20 protein-coding genes are annotated in these 20256 nt (G+C 66.2%); 16 read left to right on the top strand and 4 right to left on the bottom strand.

What is annotated here, in order from left to right:
- Positions 1-51: 51 nt before the first annotated feature.
- From MRAB57_RS03075 to MRAB57_RS03030, 10 genes are all read left to right on the top strand, one after another.
- Complete coding sequence (locus MRAB57_RS03075; RefSeq protein WP_108638039.1) at positions 52-828, top strand: anti-sigma factor family protein; 777 nt, start codon at positions 52-54, stop codon at positions 826-828.
- 57 nt (positions 829-885) lie between these two features.
- A complete protein-coding gene (locus tag MRAB57_RS03070; protein ID WP_083743287.1) occupies positions 886-2121 on the top strand; it encodes a flavin-containing monooxygenase in 1236 nt (411 codons plus the stop codon).
- Entirely contained in the window at positions 2118-3461 is a 1344-nt protein-coding gene (locus tag MRAB57_RS03065) for an FAD-binding oxidoreductase (RefSeq protein ID WP_077086246.1), read from the top strand. Before MRAB57_RS03070 ends, MRAB57_RS03065 begins: the two co-directional genes overlap by 4 nt.
- Before the next feature lie 353 nt (positions 3462-3814).
- Positions 3815-4555: an anti-sigma factor family protein gene (locus MRAB57_RS03060; protein WP_077090358.1), complete on the top strand. Its 741-nt coding sequence runs from the start codon at positions 3815-3817 to the stop codon at positions 4553-4555.
- Between the two features lie 69 nt (positions 4556-4624).
- The gene (locus MRAB57_RS03055; RefSeq protein WP_077086245.1) at positions 4625-6382 is read left to right on the top strand and encodes a thiamine pyrophosphate-binding protein; all 1758 of its coding nucleotides are present in this window, start codon (positions 4625-4627) and stop codon (positions 6380-6382) included.
- Positions 6363-7034, top strand: a complete 672-nt coding sequence (locus MRAB57_RS03050) for an SRPBCC family protein (protein ID WP_077086244.1) — start codon at positions 6363-6365, stop codon at positions 7032-7034. Before MRAB57_RS03055 ends, MRAB57_RS03050 begins: the two co-directional genes overlap by 20 nt.
- Complete coding sequence (locus MRAB57_RS03045) at positions 7031-8050, top strand: 3-oxoacyl-ACP synthase III family protein (protein ID WP_077086243.1); 1020 nt, start codon at positions 7031-7033, stop codon at positions 8048-8050. Before MRAB57_RS03050 ends, MRAB57_RS03045 begins: the two co-directional genes overlap by 4 nt.
- An 8-nt stretch (positions 8051-8058) precedes the next feature.
- The gene (locus MRAB57_RS03040) at positions 8059-9093 is read left to right on the top strand and encodes a pyridoxal phosphate-dependent aminotransferase (protein ID WP_077090357.1); all 1035 of its coding nucleotides are present in this window, start codon (positions 8059-8061) and stop codon (positions 9091-9093) included.
- Between the two features lie 36 nt (positions 9094-9129).
- The gene (locus MRAB57_RS03035; protein ID WP_077086242.1) at positions 9130-9630 is read left to right on the top strand and encodes a MarR family winged helix-turn-helix transcriptional regulator; all 501 of its coding nucleotides are present in this window, start codon (positions 9130-9132) and stop codon (positions 9628-9630) included.
- Positions 9631-9752: 122 nt separating this feature from the next.
- Positions 9753-10811, top strand: coding sequence for a methyltransferase (locus MRAB57_RS03030; protein ID WP_425436660.1), 1059 nt, complete (start codon positions 9753-9755; stop codon positions 10809-10811).
- 127 nt (positions 10812-10938) lie between these two features.
- Here MRAB57_RS03030 and mmsB read toward each other — a convergent pair whose 3' ends face one another.
- Genes mmsB through MRAB57_RS03015 form a run of 3 tightly spaced genes read right to left on the bottom strand, consistent with a single transcriptional unit; the run spans position 10939 to position 14534 of the window.
- A complete protein-coding gene (gene mmsB, locus MRAB57_RS03025; protein ID WP_077086240.1) occupies positions 10939-11823 on the bottom strand; it encodes a 3-hydroxyisobutyrate dehydrogenase in 885 nt (294 codons plus the stop codon).
- Between the two features lie 11 nt (positions 11824-11834).
- Positions 11835-13001, bottom strand: a complete 1167-nt coding sequence (locus MRAB57_RS03020) for an acyl-CoA dehydrogenase family protein (protein ID WP_077086239.1) — start codon at positions 12999-13001, stop codon at positions 11835-11837.
- A 12-nt stretch (positions 13002-13013) separates the two neighbouring features.
- The gene (locus MRAB57_RS03015) at positions 13014-14534 is read right to left on the bottom strand and encodes a CoA-acylating methylmalonate-semialdehyde dehydrogenase (RefSeq protein ID WP_077086238.1); all 1521 of its coding nucleotides are present in this window, start codon (positions 14532-14534) and stop codon (positions 13014-13016) included.
- Between the two features lie 97 nt (positions 14535-14631).
- Between MRAB57_RS03015 and MRAB57_RS03010 the strand changes: the two genes are divergently transcribed.
- Genes MRAB57_RS03010 through MRAB57_RS02985 form a run of 6 tightly spaced genes read left to right on the top strand, consistent with a single transcriptional unit; the run spans position 14632 to position 19101 of the window.
- A complete protein-coding gene (locus tag MRAB57_RS03010) occupies positions 14632-16044 on the top strand; it encodes an NAD(P)-binding protein (protein WP_077086237.1) in 1413 nt (470 codons plus the stop codon).
- A 45-nt stretch (positions 16045-16089) separates the two neighbouring features.
- Complete coding sequence (locus MRAB57_RS03005; RefSeq protein WP_077086236.1) at positions 16090-16641, top strand: RNA polymerase sigma factor; 552 nt, start codon at positions 16090-16092, stop codon at positions 16639-16641.
- Complete coding sequence (locus MRAB57_RS03000; RefSeq protein WP_077086235.1) at positions 16638-17333, top strand: Rieske (2Fe-2S) protein; 696 nt, start codon at positions 16638-16640, stop codon at positions 17331-17333. The genes MRAB57_RS03005 and MRAB57_RS03000 overlap by 4 nt, the downstream gene beginning before the upstream one ends.
- A 30-nt stretch (positions 17334-17363) precedes the next feature.
- Positions 17364-17780, top strand: a complete 417-nt coding sequence (locus MRAB57_RS02995; RefSeq protein WP_077086234.1) for a cupredoxin domain-containing protein — start codon at positions 17364-17366, stop codon at positions 17778-17780.
- Positions 17777-18706 carry a metallophosphoesterase family protein gene (locus MRAB57_RS02990; RefSeq protein WP_077086233.1) on the top strand — a complete coding sequence of 310 codons (930 nt, stop codon included), beginning with the start codon at positions 17777-17779 and terminating at the stop codon, positions 18704-18706. The genes MRAB57_RS02995 and MRAB57_RS02990 overlap by 4 nt, the downstream gene beginning before the upstream one ends.
- Positions 18703-19101 carry a hypothetical protein gene (locus tag MRAB57_RS02985; RefSeq protein WP_077086232.1) on the top strand — a complete coding sequence of 133 codons (399 nt, stop codon included), beginning with the start codon at positions 18703-18705 and terminating at the stop codon, positions 19099-19101. The genes MRAB57_RS02990 and MRAB57_RS02985 overlap by 4 nt, the downstream gene beginning before the upstream one ends.
- On the opposite strand, the gene MRAB57_RS02980 is transcribed toward MRAB57_RS02985, so the two are convergent.
- The gene (locus tag MRAB57_RS02980; RefSeq protein WP_077086231.1) at positions 19098-20183 is read right to left on the bottom strand and encodes an acyltransferase family protein; all 1086 of its coding nucleotides are present in this window, start codon (positions 20181-20183) and stop codon (positions 19098-19100) included. The two genes, MRAB57_RS02985 and MRAB57_RS02980, sit on opposite strands and share 4 nt — an antisense overlap.
- Positions 20184-20256 lie beyond the last annotated feature (73 nt).

Here is a 20256-nt window from a genome sequence, read left to right as displayed (position 1 = left end):
CCACCCCATCCGGGTGGCCATCGGGTCCGAATACTTGAGGGGTGAATGGAGATGGATGAAATGAGGACGCCGCTACGAGGCGCCGGGCCGCCCGGCGACAACGAGGTTTTTGGTCTGATCATGGAAGACAACCACCGCTACGCGATGTGGGATGCCGCATACGTGCTGGGGTCGCTTTCCGCCAGCGACCGCCGCGAATTCGAGATGCACATGGCTGGATGCCCGCAATGCCGGGATGCCGTCGCTGACCTCAGTGGCGTGCCGGCCCTGCTGTCGCAGCTTGACCGTGAAGAAGTGGCGGCGATCGACGAGTCCGCCCGCACTACTGGGTCGTTGCCGGACGCCCCGACGATGTCACCGGAGTTGTTGCCGATGCTGTTGGCGAAGGTGGCCTGGCGCCGGCGGCGCACGCGCGTTGTCACCTGGGTGGCATCGGCGGCCGCGGCGGTGGTGCTCGCACTCGGCGTGTTCGTCGGTGTGCAGGGCTACTTCTCGCCACCTGCCCAGCAGGTCACGGCGTCCGCTCAACCGATGTCACAGGTGGGCACCACGCTGTTGGCCTCCGACGTGGCGCTGTCCCCCCAGCACTGGGGAACGTCGATCAACCTCAAGTGCGTCTGCCTAGCTCCGCTGAACGCGCACCACGACACGCTGGCAATGGTGGTCGTGGGCCGCGACGGGAGCCAGACCCGGCTGGCAACGTGGGTGGCCGAGCCCGGCCACACCGCGACACCCGCCGGCAGCATCTCGACCCCGATGGACCGGATTGCCGCAGTGCAAGTGGTCGCCGCGGACACAGGTCAGGTGCTGCTGCAGCATTCGCTGTAGGCGGCGCCGGCTCGCCGCGCCGGTGAACTGAAGCCGCTCGCGGATCGTGTCAAAGGTATGACCGCAGAGACTGGGGACCCCGACGTCGTTGTCATCGGGGCGGGGCCCGCCGGTCTGGCTGTCGCGCGGGAACTCGATCATCAGCACGGCGTCAACACGCTCGTTCTCGATCGCGCAGCGGCCCCGGCGATTTCCTGGCGCACGCGTTATGACAACTTCCGGCTCAACACGACCGGATTTTTGTCGCACCTTCCCGGACAACGGATCCCCTTGAGCGCCGGCCGCTGGCCGACCAAGGAGGACATGGTTCGCTATTTCGATCATTACGTCGCGCGGCAGAACATCGCCCTGGCGCTCGGATGTGACGTCCACCGTGTCGAGCGTGCCGGGCGACTCTGGCAACTTGACACGTCGGCCGGCGAAATCCGCACTCCGGCAATCGTTCTCGCCACGGGCAACTACAGTGTACCCACCATCCCCGCATGGCCCGGACTCGGTGGTTTCAACGGCGAGATCGTTCATTCCGGGGACCTCGTCAACGCGTGGCCCTACCGTGGCCGCGACGTTCTCGTCGTTGGCGCGGGCAATTCGGCGGCCGACATCGCTGTGCAACTCGCTAACGACGGCGCGCGACGGATCTGGCTCGCGGTGCGCACACCGCCGCACCTGGTGCGGCGGGCCATCGGGCCGATTCCCTCGGATATTTTTCTTGAGCTGTTCTCGCGGGTCCCCGCGAAAGTGGTCGATCCGGTGATCACGCGGATGAACCGCCTGATGTGGGGTGGTGACCTGTCGGCCTACGGCTTCGCGCGCCCGCCACTGGGCCTGAAGGCGACGGTGGAAACACGGGGTCGTATCCCGACGCTGGCCGACGAGCTCATCGACGCCGTGCGGGCCGGGCGCGTGGAGGTCGTCGGCGCTGTCAAGGCGGTCGAATCCGACGGCGTGATCCTCGCCGACGGGGCGTCGGTCGCGCCGCAGGTGATCATTGCCGCTACCGGGTTCGCGACGGAACTCGACAGTATGGTCGGGCATCTTGGCGTCCTCGACGAGCACGGCAAACCGAGGGGCGGCTTTGCCTCCCACGTGAGCGACGGAATGTTCGCAATCGGATACGGCATTCCGCCTAACGGTCCGCTCCGGGCGATCCGGCTGGCGGCGACTCCGCTGGCCGCCGAGGTCGCGCTCTACCTAGATCAGACCGGCTTGGCTCGGCAGTATCGGACGTTTGACGGGGCCATCCCGGGAATGCGGTCGGAGATGGCGTATGTGAAAACCATGGGGGCGCAGTGATTTTACTTTCCACCGAAAAGAAATTCCTGTGTGGCGCAGATGGTTACGAGACGGCCCGCCGGGCAACGGTGTGGAATGGCCTGCTGCCAGAACGCTTTCCCGATGTAATCGTGCAAGCGAGCGACACCGAAGACGTGGTCGCGGCGATCCGTTACGCACGAGCCAACGGACACCATGTCGGTGTGCGTTCCGGTGGGCACAGCTGGACAGCCAGTCACCTGCGTGACGGCGGTCTGCTGCTCGACGTCAGTCGCCTCGACCACTGCACCGTCGATCCGGATCGGATGATCGCGGACGTCGGTCCGGGCAAAGTCGCCAGTGTCTTTGCGACAGAACTGGACTCGCAAGGGCTATTCTTCCCCGCCGGCCATTGCGAAGGCATTTGCCTCGGCGGCTTTCTTCTGCAGGGCGGCTACGGCTGGAACAGTCCGGTGCTCGGACCTGCGTGCGAGAGCGTGCTTGGACTGGAAGTCGTCACCGCCGACGGGGAACAGATCTACTGCGACACTGAGAACCATCCGGACCTGTATTGGGCGGCGCGCGGCTCTGGGCCGGGCTTCTTCGGTGTGGTCACCTCCTTCCGGCTGCGGGTCTACCCGCGTCCCGCCGTCTGGGGTACCTGCCTCTACATGTATCCGATCGAGGTTGCCGACGAGGTGTTCACCTGGGCACGCTCGATCGTTCCCGAGATCGACGACCGAGTTGAACTCCAGATCCACACTGCGTGCAGCTTTCCGGCGGCCGGGCTCAACCAGCCTGGCATCACAATCGCCTCACCGGTGTTCGCCGACACCGAGGAGGAGGCGATGAAAGCGCTTGCCCCGCTGGGCAGTTGCCCGGTCATCGACAAGGCGATCGTCAATCTTCCTTATGCGCCGACGACTTTGGCCAATTGGTATGCCGCCGTGATGGCCAGCTACCCGAAGGGGCAACGCTACATCGCCGACAACATGTTCACGTCGGCGTCCGCAGAACAATTACTGCCGGGCATCCGCAACATCATCGAAACCATGCCACCGCACCCTTCGCACTTCATTTTCACGGGCTGGAAGACGTCCCAGGAGCGTGCGGACATGGTGTACGGCGTGGAAGACGAGATCTACCTGGCGCTCTACACGATCTGGCAGGATCCGGCCGACGATGCGCGGTACCGCGACTGGGCCGCGTCGAACATGGCGGCCATGTCGCACTTGGCGACTGGCAGCTCGCTCGCCGACGAGAATCTGTGCCGCCGTCCGGCCCGAGTCATCGCCGAATCCAACATGGCACGCCTGGATAAGGTGCGCGCGGCCTACGACCCGGACGGTCGATTCCACAGCTGGATGGGCGGCCTCAGCTAACGCGTGCCGCTGTGCTGCGCGTGAACCGAACAGGCGCTCATATCGTTTCACCAGCATGGAGGTGAATGGAGTGTCTGTGTTAACCGGGTCGATGGGTCGGGAAGCCGAGCTGGTGAAGGCACCCTATGACGACGTGGGTTTTGTAACGCTGCGCACCGCCGCTGTCCGGACATCGCACGGATCGCCATCGCCCGCACCATAAGTCATCGACGAGAGCCCGTCGCCACGGGCCCGTAACGAAATCAATTCCCCGGACGATCAGCCCGGTCCAGCCGAGGTCAACAGAGCCCGGGACAGACTGCTGACCGCCGACGCAGTGGCGCAACAAGCAACAAGATCGGAGTGACAAGATGATGCCGCTACGGCAGCCCAGGAGACCGCACGACGGTGTCCTATCCAGGCATGACGAGTACGCGATGTGGGATGCCGCATACGTGCTCGGAGCGCTGTCGTCCGACGAACGGCGCGGATTCGAAACACACCTGGTGGACTGCCCGTTGTGCCCCAGCGCAATTGGTGAGCTCAGCGGCATGCCGGCCCTGCTGTCTCAGCTGGATCGTGACGACTTGGCGGCGATGGCCGCGGCCGACCGCAGTGAGGCACCGTTGGTGCCTAACAAGTTGCTGCCGATGCTGCTGGCCAAGGTGAACTGGCGGCGCCGCCGGTCCCGCATCGTGACGTGGACGGCCGGGGCCGCCGCGGCCGCTGTGCTGGCGATCGGCGTGTGCGTCGGGGCCCAGGGCCACTCCCCGGCAGCCGTGCCCACGCCGCCGCAGGCGAGCGTGTCAGTTGAGCCGATGGCGCAGGTCGGGACAACCAGGCTGGTCTCGACGGTCTCGCTCAGCGGCCAGCATTGGGGAACGTCGATCTCGATGAACTGCGTATGCCTGGCCCCGCTGAACGCCAATCACGACACACTGGCGATGGTCGTGGTGGGTCGCGACGGTAGTCACACACGGACGGCAACCTGGGTGGCGAATCCGGGTCATACGGCGACCCCTGCCGGCAGCATCTCGATGCCGGTCGATCAAATCGCCTCTGTACAGGTCGTTTCCGCTGATGACGGCCAGGTTCTCCTCGAGCGTTCGTTGTAAAGTCCGCCGCCGATTGAACCGAGGCTATCCAAAGCTCGTGTTACCGGCATACGAGTTGGGTGGGGGCATATGCCAAGGCAACAGAGGGTGGTCGACCATATCGTCGAACACCTCGCGAGAATCGACAGCGATTACATATTCGGTGTCGACGGCGCCAACATCGAAGACCTCTACGATGCCGCGCATTTCTGTTCGGGCATCACCGCTGTGTTGGCCAAGCACGAGTTTTCCGCGGCCGCGATGGCCGACGGATACAGTCGCAGCGGCGTCGGTTTGGGGGTAGTGGCGGCGACGTCTGGTGGCGGTGCGCTCAATCTCATTCCGGGCCTTGGAGAATCATTCGCCAGCCGGATACCGGTGTTGGCACTGGTGGGTCAGCCGGCGACCACGATGGACGGTCGCGGCAGCTTTCAAGACACCAGTGGCCGCAACGGCTCATTGGACGCCGAGGCGTTATTTTCTGCCGTGTCGGTCTTCTGTCAGCGGGTGCTGACGCCCGCCGACATCGTCACGGCATTGCCCAACGCCATCGCGGCCGCGCGCTCCGGCGGTCCGGCAGTATTGTTGCTGCCCAAGGATATTCAGCAGGCCAAGGTCGGCTTAAACGGCTACGGCCATGATGTCCGGCGTGGCTTCGCACGTCTGGGAGCGGGCATCGGTGATCCGCATGCGATCGTGCGGGCTCTGCGCCAGGCGAGCGGACCCATCACGATCATCGCCGGCGAGCAGGTGGCTCGCGATGACGCCAGGCACGAACTCGAGGAGTTGCGGGGCCTGCTGCGCGCCCAGGTGGCATGCGTTCCCGACGCCAAAGATGTTGCCGGCACGCCGGGTTCCGGTTCGTCGTCCGCGCTCGGTGTGACCGGTGTGATGGGCAACCCCGGTGTGGTCGACGCGGTGGCAGCGAGCGCCGTGTGCCTGGTGGTTGGAACTCGACTGTCGGTGACCGCCCGTGCCGGTATGGACGATGCGCTCGCGGCGGTGCGGACGGTCTCAATCGGCTCGGCGCCGCCGTACGTGCCGTGCACGCACGTGCACACCGACGATCTGCGCGGGTCACTGACGATGCTAATCAAAGCGTTGTCGGGGCCGGGACGGGCAAGGGGCCTGCGGGTGCCCGGTTTCGTGGCAGCCACCGAACTGCATCCACCGTCCTTCGCCGGTGCGGGTGTGCGCTACCGGGATGCCATGGTCGTGCTCGATCGCGTGTTGCCCGACGGAACCGACATCGTCGTCGACGCCGGCAACACCGGTGCGGCCGCTATCCACTATCTTCCGGTTCGCCGGGACGGTCGTTTTGCGGTCGCGCTCGGCATGGGCGGCATGGGTTACAGCTTCGGTGCTGGGATCGGGATGACCTTCGGACGTGCGATGAAGGAGGGGTCTACCGGGCGCACCGTGGTAATTGCCGGGGATGGGGCGTTCTTCATGCACGGCATGGAAGTACACACCGCGGTGCAGTACCGACTGCCGATGACTTTCGTGCTGTTCAACAACAACGCCCACGCCATGTGCGTCACCCGTGAGCAGCTGCTCTACGACGACCTGTACAGCTACAACCGGTTCACTCCCAGCCAGCTGGGGGCCGGTCTGGCGGCGATGTTTCCAGGGCTGCCGTCGGTCGACGTGGCCGACATCGACGCGCTGCCCGCCGCACTGGAATGGGCGCTGATCAGTGACGGCCCGTCACTGATCAGCATCGAGTGCTCCGCCGACGAAATCCCGCCATTCTCAGCATTTTTGAACCAAAAATCAGGCAATCATGTTGCACAAGAACAAATTACAACCGACGAGGAGTCTAGATCCCATGTCCCTAGCAGCGCTTGACGACATCGCCGTGCACAGCGGCACCACCGAGCCGATCGAGGGATTGGTCCGCATCGAGACCACGCCGCTGGAGCAGACCGCCCCGATGTTCATGGAGAAGTTGCGGTCGGTCTACCCGCACGAGGAGGTCTTCGGCCAGTACTGCACGGTCAACGACTACGTCGACTGCCCGCCAGACGAGTTGTTCGCATATCTAGCCAACACCCGAAGCCTCGAGGAATGGACCTACACGCTGCGCGGCTTCACACCCACCGACGAGCCCGGGCTCTGGCTGGCCTACGACCGGTTGCTTCCGGACACCGAGATCTACACCCGAACGGTGGCTACCGCCGAAGCCCGTACCGTCGATTACCACTGCGCCTGGGACCAGGGCAAGCACCTTTGGATGATTTACCTGATGCGGGTGCTGGACGCTCAAGTGATCCTCGACAAGCCCGGTTCCGTTGTGCTGTGGACCAATTGCCGTCACCCGTTCTACGACAACAACCCCTACCCCGAAGCCGTCCCGGCACAGCGCACCGGCTGGGTGGGCGACTTCTGGGACCTGTTCGGACCCGGTCACGCGCTGGAACTGAACAACCTCAAGACAATTGCCGAATACCGGCACCGCAACGGACTGCCGATCACACCGGCCTGGATGAGTGCATCATGAATCAGCCCACTGTCAGCCTGACCGACATTTCCACCTACCTGCCCGGGGAACCGATCGGCGCCGACTACTACGCGAATTTCGCCGGGTCGGACGACCTGGCGGCAAACCTGATGTTCCGCGCGCCCAAGTTCCGCCATCACGTCGGGCCGGACGAATCCGCGACCGACATGGTCGAGCGGGCCACCCAGGGCCTCATCGACCGGCACGGGCACGACGCCATCGCCAACGTCGACGTGCTGATCACCCACGCCCAAATGCCCGACGTGCCGTTCTACGGCGGGGGCGGCGCCATCGCGCACCGCCTGGGCATGCGCCCGTCCTGGGTGCTCGACCTGCACAATGGCGGGTGCGCGGCGTTCGTTCTCGGCCTCAAAGTGGCCCGCCAACTACTCGCATCAGGGCAAGGGCGCACCGCCCTCATCGCGATCGCCCAGAACGCCGCCGGCCAGATCTTCGACCAGCCCGGGGTGCGCCGCAAGGCGCAGTCGTCGGTGCCCGGCGACGGCGCTGCGGTCGGATTGGTGACACTTTCGGATCAATCCCCGATCGTTGACATCGAGTGCCGCACGTACGGCGAATACGCGGGCGACATGACCCTCGCTATCGACCCGCCCCGCAAGTGGTGGCAGCCCGGCCCCGGTGAGGGCAGCATCGGGTTCACCGAAACGAAAATCATGAAGGTGCTGGCCCGCGGCAATCGGCAGGTTCCTGAAGTCGCGCTGGCGGTCTGTGATCGAATCGGGCTGTCCTCCAAGGACATCGACCTGCTGGTCACCAACCAACCCAACAAGGTGTTCCTGCGCAACTGGCGCGAAGCGCTCGAGTTGCCGCCCGAACGCCATCGCGACACCTTTGACGACTGCGGCAACCTGTTCGGCGCCGGCATCCCGATCAACCTGGATCGTGCGATATCCGACGGTCAGGTCAAGGCCGGCGACATGGTGATGATGGCCGCTTTTGCGCACGCCGGCGACTTCGCCGGTGCGGCAGCGGTCCGCTGGGGGGGACGAGGCTGATGTTTCCCATGACAGCGGCGAACTCCGTCACCGGCGAGATCCTCGATGCGCTACCGAACGCGACCGATCCATTCGCATTGTCGCTCAACGAGAACCCGTTTCCACCGTTGCCGGGGGTGCGCTCGGCGCTGGTCCGCTCGATCGATTCCGCCAACCGGTATCCGGAGTTCCTGCCGCAGCGGCTTCGTCGCTTGATCGCCGATCACATCCGGGTCTGCGAGGAGCAAGTCGTGCTGGGGGCGGGTGCGAGCGGGGTAGTGATGCAGGTCCTGCATGCGGTGACCCGGCCCGGTGATCGGATTGTGCTGAGCGAGCCGACTTTCGACGGGTATCCGATCTTCAGCCAGATGGCCCGCCTGACGGCGGTCACCGTTCCGCTCGATAAGCGCGGCCACCACGACCTGGAGGCGATGGCCGAAGCGGCGGTGGACGCCAGCGTCGTCGTCCTGTGCAGGCCGCACAATCCGACCGGCACCGTGGAATCCGTCGCGGATGTGCACCGATTCCTGCGGCGAGTGCCGGACGACACCATCGTGCTGCTGGACGAGGCCTACATCGAGTTCGCCGCACCGCAGCACCGCATCGACGGACCCGACCTGATCCGGAGCTTTCCGAATGTCGTTGTGCTGCGGACGTTCTCCAAGGCCTATGGGTTAGCCGGACTCCGTATCGGCTACGGGTTCGCGTCACCAGAGCTGGCCACGACACTGTGGAAAATGCAATTGCCGTTCGGCATGGGCATCACCAGCTTGACCGCGGTTGCGGCGTCCTATGACGCTGAAGACCAGCTGCGGCAACGCATTTTACGAGTCACCGGCGAGCGCGATTACCTGTCCCGGCGCCTTCGGGCAATGGGCGTGTACACCACCGACGGGCACGGTAACTTCGTCTATCTGCCTGCGGTTGGGCGGCCTTGGCGAGAGGTCTTCGCCGACAGCGGGTTGAACGCTCGCTACTACCCTGACGGCGCCGCCCGGATCACCGTGGGAAGCCGCGTATCCACCCAAGCGGTGCTGGTCGCGGTGGCAAAGTCGGCAGGCTGACCAAATTGCCGCACAAAGTGCGGTAAGAACAGGGGCGTGACTGCCTCTGGAAAACGCGATCAGGTTGACACGGCGCGGGCCAACTGGGAGCGTGCCGGGTGGGGCGATGTTTCGCTGGGCATGGTCGCGGTGACGTCGGTGATGCGCGCGCATCAGATCCTGCTCGCGCGCGTCGAGACCGCGCTGCGTCCCTTCGACTTGAGCTTCTCCCGCTTCGAGCTGCTGCGCCTCCTCGCGTTCAGCCGGACCGGCGCTTTGCCGATCACCAAGGCCTCCGACCGGTTGCAGGTTCACGTCACCAGCGTCACCCACGCAATTCGCCGGCTGGAGGCCGACGGGCTGGTGCAGCGGGTCCCGCATCCGACCGATGGGCGCACGACGCTGGTGCAGATCACCGACCTGGGCCGCTCAACCGTCGAGGATGCCACCGTCATGCTCAACGAGCGGGTGTTCGCCGATATCGGGATGTCCGTTGACGAATCGCGGGCGCTGGTGTCGTCGATCGAAACTCTGCGGCGCAACGCGGGGGACTTCTGAGGTGAACTTCTTGCCGCTGGCCGGCGTGGTAGCGGCAGGAGGTCCGACATGAATCCGATGCGCTGCGTGTCCGCGGAGACTGCGAAGAACCAGTGACGGCCAGCAGGGTGCCACCCGCCAAGGTGGCGCGCGTGGTCGAGTGGATTCGCCATTACCTGTATCGGCTCAATCAACGGCTGACACCCGCGCCCGCAGCGGTGATGGAGATGATCGTTGCCACCTGGACGTCGCAGGCGATCACCGTGGCGGCCCAACTCGGCGTCGCCGACGCGCTCGCGAAAGGGCCACTGCCGATCGAAGAGCTGGCGGCCCGGGTCAGGGCGGACGCTGACGCACTCCGCCGGCTGCTGCGTGCCTTGATCAGCAAGGGCATATTCCGCCAGCGCCGCGACGGCCGCTACGAGCTCAATTCCCTTGCCAATACCCTACGTTCGGACGCACGGGTCTCGTTGACCAGCGCTGCGCGGTTCTACGGCTCCCAGGAACAGCGCGAACGCTGGACCCTGCTGGTGGACTCGATCCGAACCGGACGCAGCGTCGTGCCGGCATTACGCGGCAAGGAGAGCTTCGACTACTTCGCCGATCATCCCGAGCTTGGCGAACTCTTCGACCAGACGATGACGAGTGTTTCGAAGCTGACGGATGCGTCGGTGGTCGCCGGCTACGACTTCGGCGCTTTTCCCACGATCGTCGACGTCGGCGGCGGGCAAGGCCCACTGCTGGCTGCCATCTTGGCGGCGGCGCCGTCTTCGCGCGGCGTGCTCTACGACCTGCCTCGGGTCGTCGTGAACGCCACGAGCCCTTTGCAACAGCACAATGTGGCCGAGCGGGTGCGTACGGTGGAGGGGTCGTTTTTTGACAGCGTCCCGGCCGGTGGTGACGCCTACATCCTGAAGAACATCATCCACGACTGGCCCGACCACAAGGCCGTGCAGATCCTGCGTAAGGTCCACGCGGCGGCCGGCCCCCGAGCCACGTTGCTCCTGATCGAGTTAGTCATCCCGGAACACGACCGTGATTTCCCGGGAAAGTGGGTGGATTTGGAGATGCTGCTGAACTTGGGGGCTCGCGAACGCGTCGCAGCCGAGTACCGAAACCTGCTTAGCCAAGCCGGCTTTCACATGATCAGGGTGGTGCACACCGCGTCACCGCTCAGCGTGATAGAGGCCAGAGTCGGGTAACCGAGGCGAACGGGGCCCGGGCGGTTGGATAGGTCGAGTTTGCCCGCCTCACAGCGACAGCCGTTGTCGCTCAGAGGCGGGCAAAACACGTATTCGTTTCCGGCGCCAACGGGATCCGCGGGCCCAATCAGCTGCCGCGCAGCGCTTCGATCACCGCGCTGAAGTCCTTGTCGGCGTGGTCGGCAGCGAACTTGGCGTAGATCTCGGCGGCATGCGTGCCCAGCGGCGCCGTGGAGCCGGTCGAGGTCACCGCGTCCATCGCGAGGCCGAGGTCCTTGTTCATCAGTGCGGTCGCGAAGCCCGGCTTGAAGTCGTTGTTGGCCGGCGATGTCGGAACCGGTCCCGGCACCGGGCAATTGGTGTGTACCGCCCAGCAATTGCCGGTGGCCCCGGTGATGACATCGAACAGCGCCTGCGCCGACAGCCCGAGTTTCTCGGCGAGCACGAACGCCTCGCCGACCGCGATCTGCTGCACCGCGAGGACCATGTTGTTGCACACCTTGGCGGCCTGCCCCGCGCCGGCCGAGCCGCAGTGAATGATCTTGCCCGCCATCGGTTCCAGCACCAGCCGCGCTTGCTGCACCGCGGATTCGTCGCCACCCACCATGAAGGCGAGCGTTCCCGCGACAGCGCCCTTGACCCCGCCGGAGACCGGCGCATCCAGCTGAGCAACACCGTGCGACTCCGCCAGCGAGTGCACTTCGCGGGCGTCGTTGACCGAAATCGTGGAGCTGTCGATGAACAGCGCACCGGCGCGCGCGGAGGGCAGCACCTCGGCGTAGCAGCGTTTGACCAACTCGCCGTTGGGCAGCATGGTGATGACCACGTCGGCCCCTGCGACCGCGTCGGCAGCGCTGTCGAAACCGGTGACGCCGCTCGCGGTTGCGGCGGACAGTGCCGCGGGCACCGGATCAAATCCGCGCACAGCATGCTTGGCGGCAACAAGATTCGCTGCCATGGGCGCGCCCATGTTGCCGAGGCCCAGGAAAGCCACCGTCAAATGCTCAGTCATCTGGGACCCTTCTAAGCGCTGGCTCGGAACCGCGCGGCCTCGGCCCGGCCGATGACCACCCGCATGATTTCGTTGGTGCCTTCCAGGATTCGATGCACGCGAAGGTCGCGGACGATTTTTTCCAGGCCGTACTCACGCAGGTAGCCGTAGCCGCCGTGCAGTTGCAGGGCCTTGTCCGCGATGTCATAGCAGGTGTCGGTGACGTAGCGTTTGGCCATCGCGCACAGCTCGACCTTGTCGGCGTTGTTGGCGTCCAGGGCACTCGCGGCCCGCCACAACATCATTCGCGAGGTCTCCAGGCCGGTGGCCATGTCGGCCAGGGTGAACCGGATGGTGGGCTCGTCGAGCAGCGGCGACCCGAATGCCTGCCGCTCGCGCACGTAGGACCCGGCCTTGTCGAAGGCGGCCTGCGCGCCGCCCAGCGAGCACGCCGCGATGTTGAGCCGGCCGCCGTTGAGGCCGTTCATCGCGATGCCGAAGCCGGCGCCCTCCCCGGCGGCGCCGCCCAGCATCGCGTCGGCGGGCACCCGCACGCCCTCCAGGATCACCTGTGCGGTGGGTTGCGCGTGCCAGCCCATTTTCTCCTCGAGCGCACCGAAACTCAGCCCGGGCGTGCCCTTTTCGATGATGAACGCCGAGATCCCGCGTGGACCTTCACCGCCAGTCCTGGCCATCACCACGTAGACGTCGGAGGCGCCCGCACCGGAGATGAACTGTTTGACGCCGTCGAGTACATAGTCGTCGCCCTGCCTGACCGCGCGGGTGCTCAACGCGCCGGCGTCGGATCCGGCGCCCGGCTCGGTCAGGCAGTAGCTCGCGATGGCATCCATCGGCGCCAGCCGCGGAATCCATTCCTTGCGTTGCTCGTCGGTGCCGAAGGTGTCGATCATCCACGCGCACATGTTGTGGATGGATAGGTATGCGGCGGTCGTCGGGTCGGCGATCGCCAGCTGCTCGAAGATGCGCACCCCGTCGAGCCGGCGCAGCCCGCTACCCCCGACGTCGTCGCGGCAGTAGATCGCCGCCATGCCGAGCTCGGCGGCCTCACGCAAGACGTCCGTCGGAAAGTGTTGGGCCGCGTCCCATTCCAGGGCGTACGGCGCCAGGCGCTTCGCGGCGAAGGCGGCCGCCGTCTCGGTGATGACCCGTTCGTCGTCGTTCAGTGCGAATAACTCCATCAGCCCCCGGCCTTAATCCATTGTCGGGATGACGAATTCGGCGCCTTCTTTGATGCCGGACGGCCACCGCGACGTCACGGTCTTGACCTTGGTGTAGAACTGGATCGAAGCCGGACCGTGCTGGTTGAGGTCGCCGAAGCCGGAACGCTTCCAGCCACCGAAGGAGTGGTAGGCCACCGGGACCGGGATCGGCACGTTGACACCGACCATGCCCACCTCGACCCGCGAGACGAAGTCGCGGGCGGCGTCGCCGTCGCGAGTGAACATCGCGACCCCGTTGCCGTATTCGTGCTCGGACGGCAGCCGCAGCGCCTCCTCGTAGTCGTGGGCGCGCACGATGCACAACACCGGGCCGAAGATCTCCTCGGTGTAGATCGTCATGTCGGTGGTGACGTGGTCGAACAGGGTCGGCCCGATGAAGAAGCCACCCTCGAGGCTGGCGTCACCGAACGTCAGGTCGTCGCTGGTTCGCTCGCGGCCGTCGATGACTAATTCGGCTCCCGCTTCGACGCCCTGGCCGATGTAGTCGCGCACCCGGGCCACCGCGGCCTCGGTGACCAACGGGCCGTAGTCGGCCTTGGGGTCCAGGCTGTGGCCGACCCGCAGGTTGTTGATCCGTTCAATCAGCCTGGCGCGCAACCGGTCCGCGGTCTTCTCGCCGACGGGCACCGCGACGCTGATCGCCATGCAGCGCTCGCCGGCGCTGCCGTAGCCGGCGCCGATCAGCGCGTCGACGGCCTGATCGAGGTCGGCGTCGGGCATCACGATCATGTGGTTCTTGGCGCCGCCGAAGCATTGCGAGCGCTTGTCGTTGGCCGCGGCCGTCGAATAGATGTAGTGCGCGATGTCGGAGCTGCCGACGAAGCCGACGGCCTTGATGTCGGGATGATGCAGGATCGCGTCGACGGCCTCCTTGTCGCCGTGGACGACCTGGAAGACGCCCGGCGGCAGACCGGCCTCGAGGAAGATTTCGGCCAGTCGCACCGGCACCGACGGGTCGCGCTCACTTGGCTTGAGCACGAATGCGTTTCCACAGGCCAGGGCGGGCCCGGCCTTCCACAGGGGGATCATCGCCGGGAAGTTGAACGGGGTGATGCCCGCGACCACACCCAACGGCTGGCGCAGCGAGTAGACGTCGATGCCCGGTCCGGCGCCCTCGCTGTATTCGCCCTTGAGCAGGTGGGGGATGCCGATGGCGAACTCGATCACCTCGATGCCGCGCTGAATGTCGCCGCGCGCGTCGGGAACGGTCTTCCCGTGCTCGAGGGACAGCAGCTCGGACAGCTCGTCCATGTTCTGGTTGACCAGCTCGATGAACTTCATCATCACGCGCGCGCGACGCTGTGGATTGGTTGCGGCCCAACCCTTTTGGGCCTCGACGGCGGATGCTACCGCCGCGTCGACGTCCGCCGACGAGGCCATCGGGACTTTCGCCTGCACCTCGCCGGTGCTGGGGTTGAAGACGTCAGCGGTGCGGCTGGACTTGCCGGCGGTGCGCTTCCCATCGATGAAGTGCGGGATCTTTGTGGTCATGGGGTCCTCGTGTGCGCGAAAAGGGAATGGCCTAGTTACTAGGACATCCTAGTAACTGCGCCAGGAGGCCCGCAACTGGGGCTAGCCTTTACCGGGTATGCACAGCATCGAGGCCGATTACCTGGTCGTCGGCGCCGGTGCCATGGGTATGGCGTTCATCGACACGCTGGTATCCGAGACATCGGCGCGCATCGTGCTGGTCGATCGCAATCACCAGCCCGGCGGGCATTGGACCACCGCCTACCCGTTCGTGAGGCTCCATCAGCCGTCGGCGTTCTACGGCGTCAACTCGTGCCGCCTCGGCAACGACACCATCGACCAGGTCGGCTGGAACCAGGGCCTCTACGAACTGGCCACCGCCGGCGAGGTCTGCGCCTACTACGACCACGTGCTGCGCCAGCGACTGCTGCCGAGCGGGCAGGTGAGCTACTTCCCGATGAGCGAATACCTGGGCGCGGGCCGCTTCGCCACACTGGCGGGGGAGGAGTACACGGTCAGCGCGCGCCGCGTCGTCGACGCCACCTACATGCGCGTGCTGGTGCCCTCGATGCGACCGCCGCCCTACTTCGTGGCGCCCGGAACCGAATGCATCGCACCGAACGACCTGCCGCGCACGGCGGCCCGCGACCGCTACGTGATTGTCGGGGCCGGTAAGACCGGCATCGACACCTGCTTGTGGCTGCTGGGGCATGGCATCGCCCCGGACCGGCTGACCTGGATCATGCCCCGCGATTCCTGGTTGCTGGACCGAGCGACCCTGCAGCCCGGACCGGAGTTCGCCGACCGCATCAAGGCCGGCTTCACCGCACAACTGCGGGCCGTCCGGGACGCGGAGTCGGTCGACGATCTGTTCGAGCGCCTCGAAGACGCCGGCGTCCTGCTGCGGATCGCTCCGGCGATCCGGCCCACCATGTACCGCTGCGCGACCGTCACCCGCCCCGAGCTCGAGCAGCTGCGCCGCATCACCGACGTCGTGCGCATGGGTCACCTGCTGCGTATCGAGGACGACCGGATGGTCCTCGACGCCGGCGCCGTCGCGGTGGACGGCAGCCCGTTGTATGTCGACTGCACCGCCGACGGCGCCGAAAAGCGTCCGGCTGCACCCATTTTCGACGCCGGGGACATCACGCTGCAAAGCGTGCGGGGCTGCCAGCAGATTTTCAGCGCCGCGCTGATCGCCCATGTCGAGGCCGCGTACCCGGACGACGCCACCAAAAACGAGCTCTGTGCGCCGTTGCCGCACCCCGACACCGACCTGGACTGGCTGCGCCTCGCGCGGGCCGACTACCGCAATCAGCTGCGCTTCCTGGACGACCCCGAGCTGACGGAGTGGCTGTCGTCGGTGCGCCTGGATCTCTTCGGCCATCTGATGGGCCATCTGTTGGCACCGGCATCGGCGAAGCCCCGGGTGCGCGACCGGGTCCTGGGCATCGCCAAGAAAGCGCTGTCGGCGACGGCCACGAAGCTGGACGAGTTGATGGCCGCCGACGCCGCACTCGCGACTCCCTGACGCTTACGTGTAACCCGGGCGGATATTGATCGGGGAAGGAGGCACGTGACGGCGCACAGCGAACCCGACGGCCCGCGACCCCTGCGCGCGGTGCCCGACCCTGGCTTCGCGGGCTACCCCGACTGGGAGGCCGTGTACTCCGACAACGCGGCCTGGGTGTACCGCACGCTGTTCGCCCGGGTCGGCAACCGCGCCGACGCCGAGGACCTGACCGCCGAGGTCTTCCTCGCCGCCCTGCGGCCGCTGCGCCTGACCGCGAGCGTCGGCGAGGTCCGCGCCTACCTTCGGACGACGGCCCGGACGGTGCTGGCCGCGCATTGGCGAGAAACCCTGGGCCGGGAGATAACCTCGATCGACGACGACATCGAACAACCACCGGAAAGCGAGGAAGCCATCAGCACCGCGCCCCAGCGGGTCGCCGACGTGCTCGACGCGCTGCCGGACCGCTACCGTCAGATCCTGGAACTGCGCTTCCTGCAAGGCAATTCGATCAAGGAGTCCGCCAGCGAACTCGGGATAAGCGTCGCCAACGCCAAGGTGTTGCAGCATCGCGCACTGCGCCTGGCGGCACAGGTCAACGATGGGGGCCAGTCATGAACGCGCGAGGGTTGCGTCGCTACGTCGACGACCTGCTGCGGGGCCGCCGGCCCAAGGCGTTTGCGCCCGACGACTTCGAGGCGGCGCAGCTCCGCACGGCGATCGAGTTGCGGGCGGCCCGCCCCGACGGGGATGCCCCGCGCGACGAGTTCCTCACCGACCTGCATCGCCGGCTCGCCGAGCAGATGGCAGGCACGCCAATGACACCGGCGCCGAAGCCCAACACCACGCGCCGCCACGTCATCGTCGGCACCTCGGCCGCCGCGGCCGCCGCGGTCACCGCGGTTTCCATCGACCGTGCGGTGATCGGCGGCCGCAGCGACGTGCCGGCCGTCGCCGGCGAGCTGAAGCCCAACGACGGGAGCTGGCAGCGGGTTGCCGCCAGCTCGGATGTTCCGGACGGGCGGATGCACCCGTTCGACCTCGGCTCGGTCAGCGGATTCGTCCGCCGCGTCGACGGCAAGCCCCAGGCGGTGTCGGGGGTGTGCACCCACCAGGGCTGCCGGCTGTGGTTCGACGCGCCCGACGACAGGCTGCGGTGCCCGTGCCACTCGACGTCGTTCTCGCCCGCCGGGGAGGTGCTCACGCATCAATTGCCGATCGCCCCGAAGCCGTTGCCCGCGTTGATGGTTCGTGAGGTCAACGGGGTGATCGAGGTGCTTGCTCCGACGCAGCCGGACCAGCCGACCTAGGAGCTGTAACCCCCCGCACTATCTGTTGGCATGACTATCGCGATAATTCGACGACTACTTGCCGCCGCGTTGGCCGCGGCCGCGCTGGTGTTCGTGGGCTGTTCGACCTCGCGGCCCGCCGGAAACACGTCGGTGACCATCGGACCGGATGCCAGCACCGCGACGCCGTCCATCACCGCGCCGGCCGCACCGGTGAGCGGCGGCCAAATCACCATCGACGGCTTCGCTTTCGCGCCCGCGACGCTGACGGTCCACGTCGGCGATACCGTCACGTGGACAAACCGCGACGAAGAGCCGCATACCGTCGCCGCCAGCGACGGCTCGTTTCACTCGCCGGGGATGGGCACCGGCGCCACCTTCTCGCACACCTTTTCCGCCGCCGGAAAGGTGGACTACGTCTGCTCCATCCACCCGATGATGCACGGCACCGTGGTGGTGACCGGATGACCGAGCAGCCGCCCACGATGACCCGTCGCCAATTGATAAGGCACACGGCCTGGTTCGGCGCAGCGGTCGGCTTCGCGGTGGTCGGCGGCGAGGTCATCTCGCAGGTCGCCGGCGCCGGCGCGGCCGAACATGCGGCCGGCCGGCCTGCCCTGCGGTTCGCCCAAGTCAGCGACAGCCACATCGGCTTCAAGGGCGCGCCCAACCCCGACGTCACCAGCACCTTCGGCCATGCGATCGACCAGATCAACAACCTTGGCTACACACCGGATTTCGTCATCCACACCGGCGATCTCACTCACCTGTCCGCGCCCGGCGAGTTCGATCAGGTCAAGCAGATGCTGAGCGGGCTGAAAACACCGCACGTGTTCACCGTGCCCGGCGAGCACGACTCGGTCGACGACGCCGGGCAGAAGTACCGGAATGCCTTCGGCGCGGGATCCGTTGGTGACGGCTGGTACAGCTTCGACGTCGCGGGCGTCCACGTCATCGCGCTGGTGAACACGCTGAATCTGCGCAAGCTCGGACACTTGGGAAACGACCAGCTGGAATTCGTCGAGAAGGATGTGGCGCGGCTGTCCAGTGACACCCCGGTCATCGTCTTCAGCCACATCCCGTTGTTCGCCATGTATCCGGACTGGGGCTGGGGGACCGACGACGCCGTCCAGGCGCTCAGCTACCTGCGCCGGTTTGCCTCGGTGACATGCATCAACGGCCATGTGCACCAATTGTTTTCCAAGGTCGAGGGCAATGTCGCCTTCTACAGCGGGACCACGACGGCCTACCCGCTGCCGCGCCCCGGCGACGGGCCGGCGCCCAAGCCGGTGACGCTGCCGGCCGGCAAGCTCCACGACGCGTTGGGGATCCGCGAGGTCAGCTACACCAAAGGTGACGCTTCGCTGGCACTGAAAGAGCTGAGGTTGCAATGACTTTGACGAATGTCTCGATGCGGGTCGGGATCGGTGCGGCGCTGGCGGTCAGCGCGGCCAGCCACGCCTACCTGTATGTCCACGGCTACCGGCACATCCCCACCATCGGGTCGGCCTTTCTGTTCCAGGCCAGCGTCTCGTTCGCGTTGGCGTTGCTGATCGTCCTCGGTGGCCCGGGGTGGCTTCGCTGGGCCGCGGCCGGGGTTGCCGCCGGTTCCCTGGTCGCCTTCGCATTGTCAAGGACTGTCGGGCTTTTCGGCTTTTCCGAGCGCGGTTGGGAGCCTGCACCGCACGCCGCGCTCAGCGTCGGCGCAGAAGTGCTGACGGTGCTGCTGTGGGCGGCGACGGTCAGGTGGCGAATGCCGCGGCGCGTCGCCGGCGGTCTCGCGCCCTAGCCGTCAGTCGCCGACGCTGTGGAGGGGTCGAGCTCGGGAGCCCGGCGGGGCAGGAAGCGGGATTTCAGTGAGATCGCGTGCTTTTCGATCAGGAACCAGCTCAGCGCGGCCAACGGCAGGGTAGCCAGCGCCGCGACCGGGAAGAACAGCAGCGGGGGCAGGACGCCCAGCCCGCAGACGATCAGCAGCTGCTGCGTCGGGAACGCGTAGATGTAGACGCCGTAGGACACGTCGTTGCGTAGCCGCAGTCGCCTGTCACGCAGCAGTGCACCGGACACGATGATCGCGTAGGCCAGCGGAAGCGCGCCCAGCACACGGTAATTCGGTAGCCAGGTCGACATGACCACGAGGCCGGCGCTCGCCGCGACGAGCGACCAGCGGGCGGGAATCACGTCCTGGTACTGCTGCAGCAGCGCCCCTGCCAGAAACATCAGCGCGAACCGCGTGCCGATCCAGGCGGGAGTCCATATCTCGATGAACCTGGTCCACGGTGTCACCAGCACCGAACAGACCAGCATCAACGCCGTCAACGCGAGCAGCAGCCATCGGTGGCGGAGCAGACCGGACATGCCGAAAGCGGCAACGGCGACGTAGCAGAACAGCTCCGGCAGCAGCGTCCAGATGGAACCGTTCCAGGCGCCCGGAAACGGCACGTGCCGTGGTGTCCCGGCGATACCCGCGTAAAGAAAGTTCAGCAATCCGTTGTTCAGGACGTAGCGCAGCGGCTCGCCGGACAGCATCAGCTTTGCCACCGAACCGCCCTGGATCGCGACGCTGAGCGGGGCGATGACGAACGCGGTGACCGCCACGCAGACCCATAGACCGGGGAAGATGCGCAGCCCGCGCGCCACGGAATACTGGCGCAGCCGCGGGTTCTTCAGCCAACTCGAGGTGATGAGGAAGCCGGAGATCGCGAAGAATCCGTCGACGAATACCTGGCTGAGGAACTGATGGCCGGCCCCGAACGGGACATGGCGCCCGGTCAGGGGGAACGAATGCCACGCGATGACACCCGTCGCCAACACCAACCGCCACGCGTTCAGCGCGTTGTTCCGGGGGTCGAAAACGTGTCGGAGCTTCACCTGGCCCTGCCTGTCGCCCCCGCCGCGCCATGGTAGCGGCCACGAAAAGCCCGCGAAGTCGTTTCAGGCGATA

Origin of the sequence: Mycobacterium rhizamassiliense, assembly GCF_900157375.1 — a bacterium.
Lineage (GTDB): Bacteria > Actinomycetota > Actinomycetes > Mycobacteriales > Mycobacteriaceae > Mycobacterium > Mycobacterium rhizamassiliense.
This window is presented reverse-complemented; position numbering and strand designations above follow the sequence as displayed.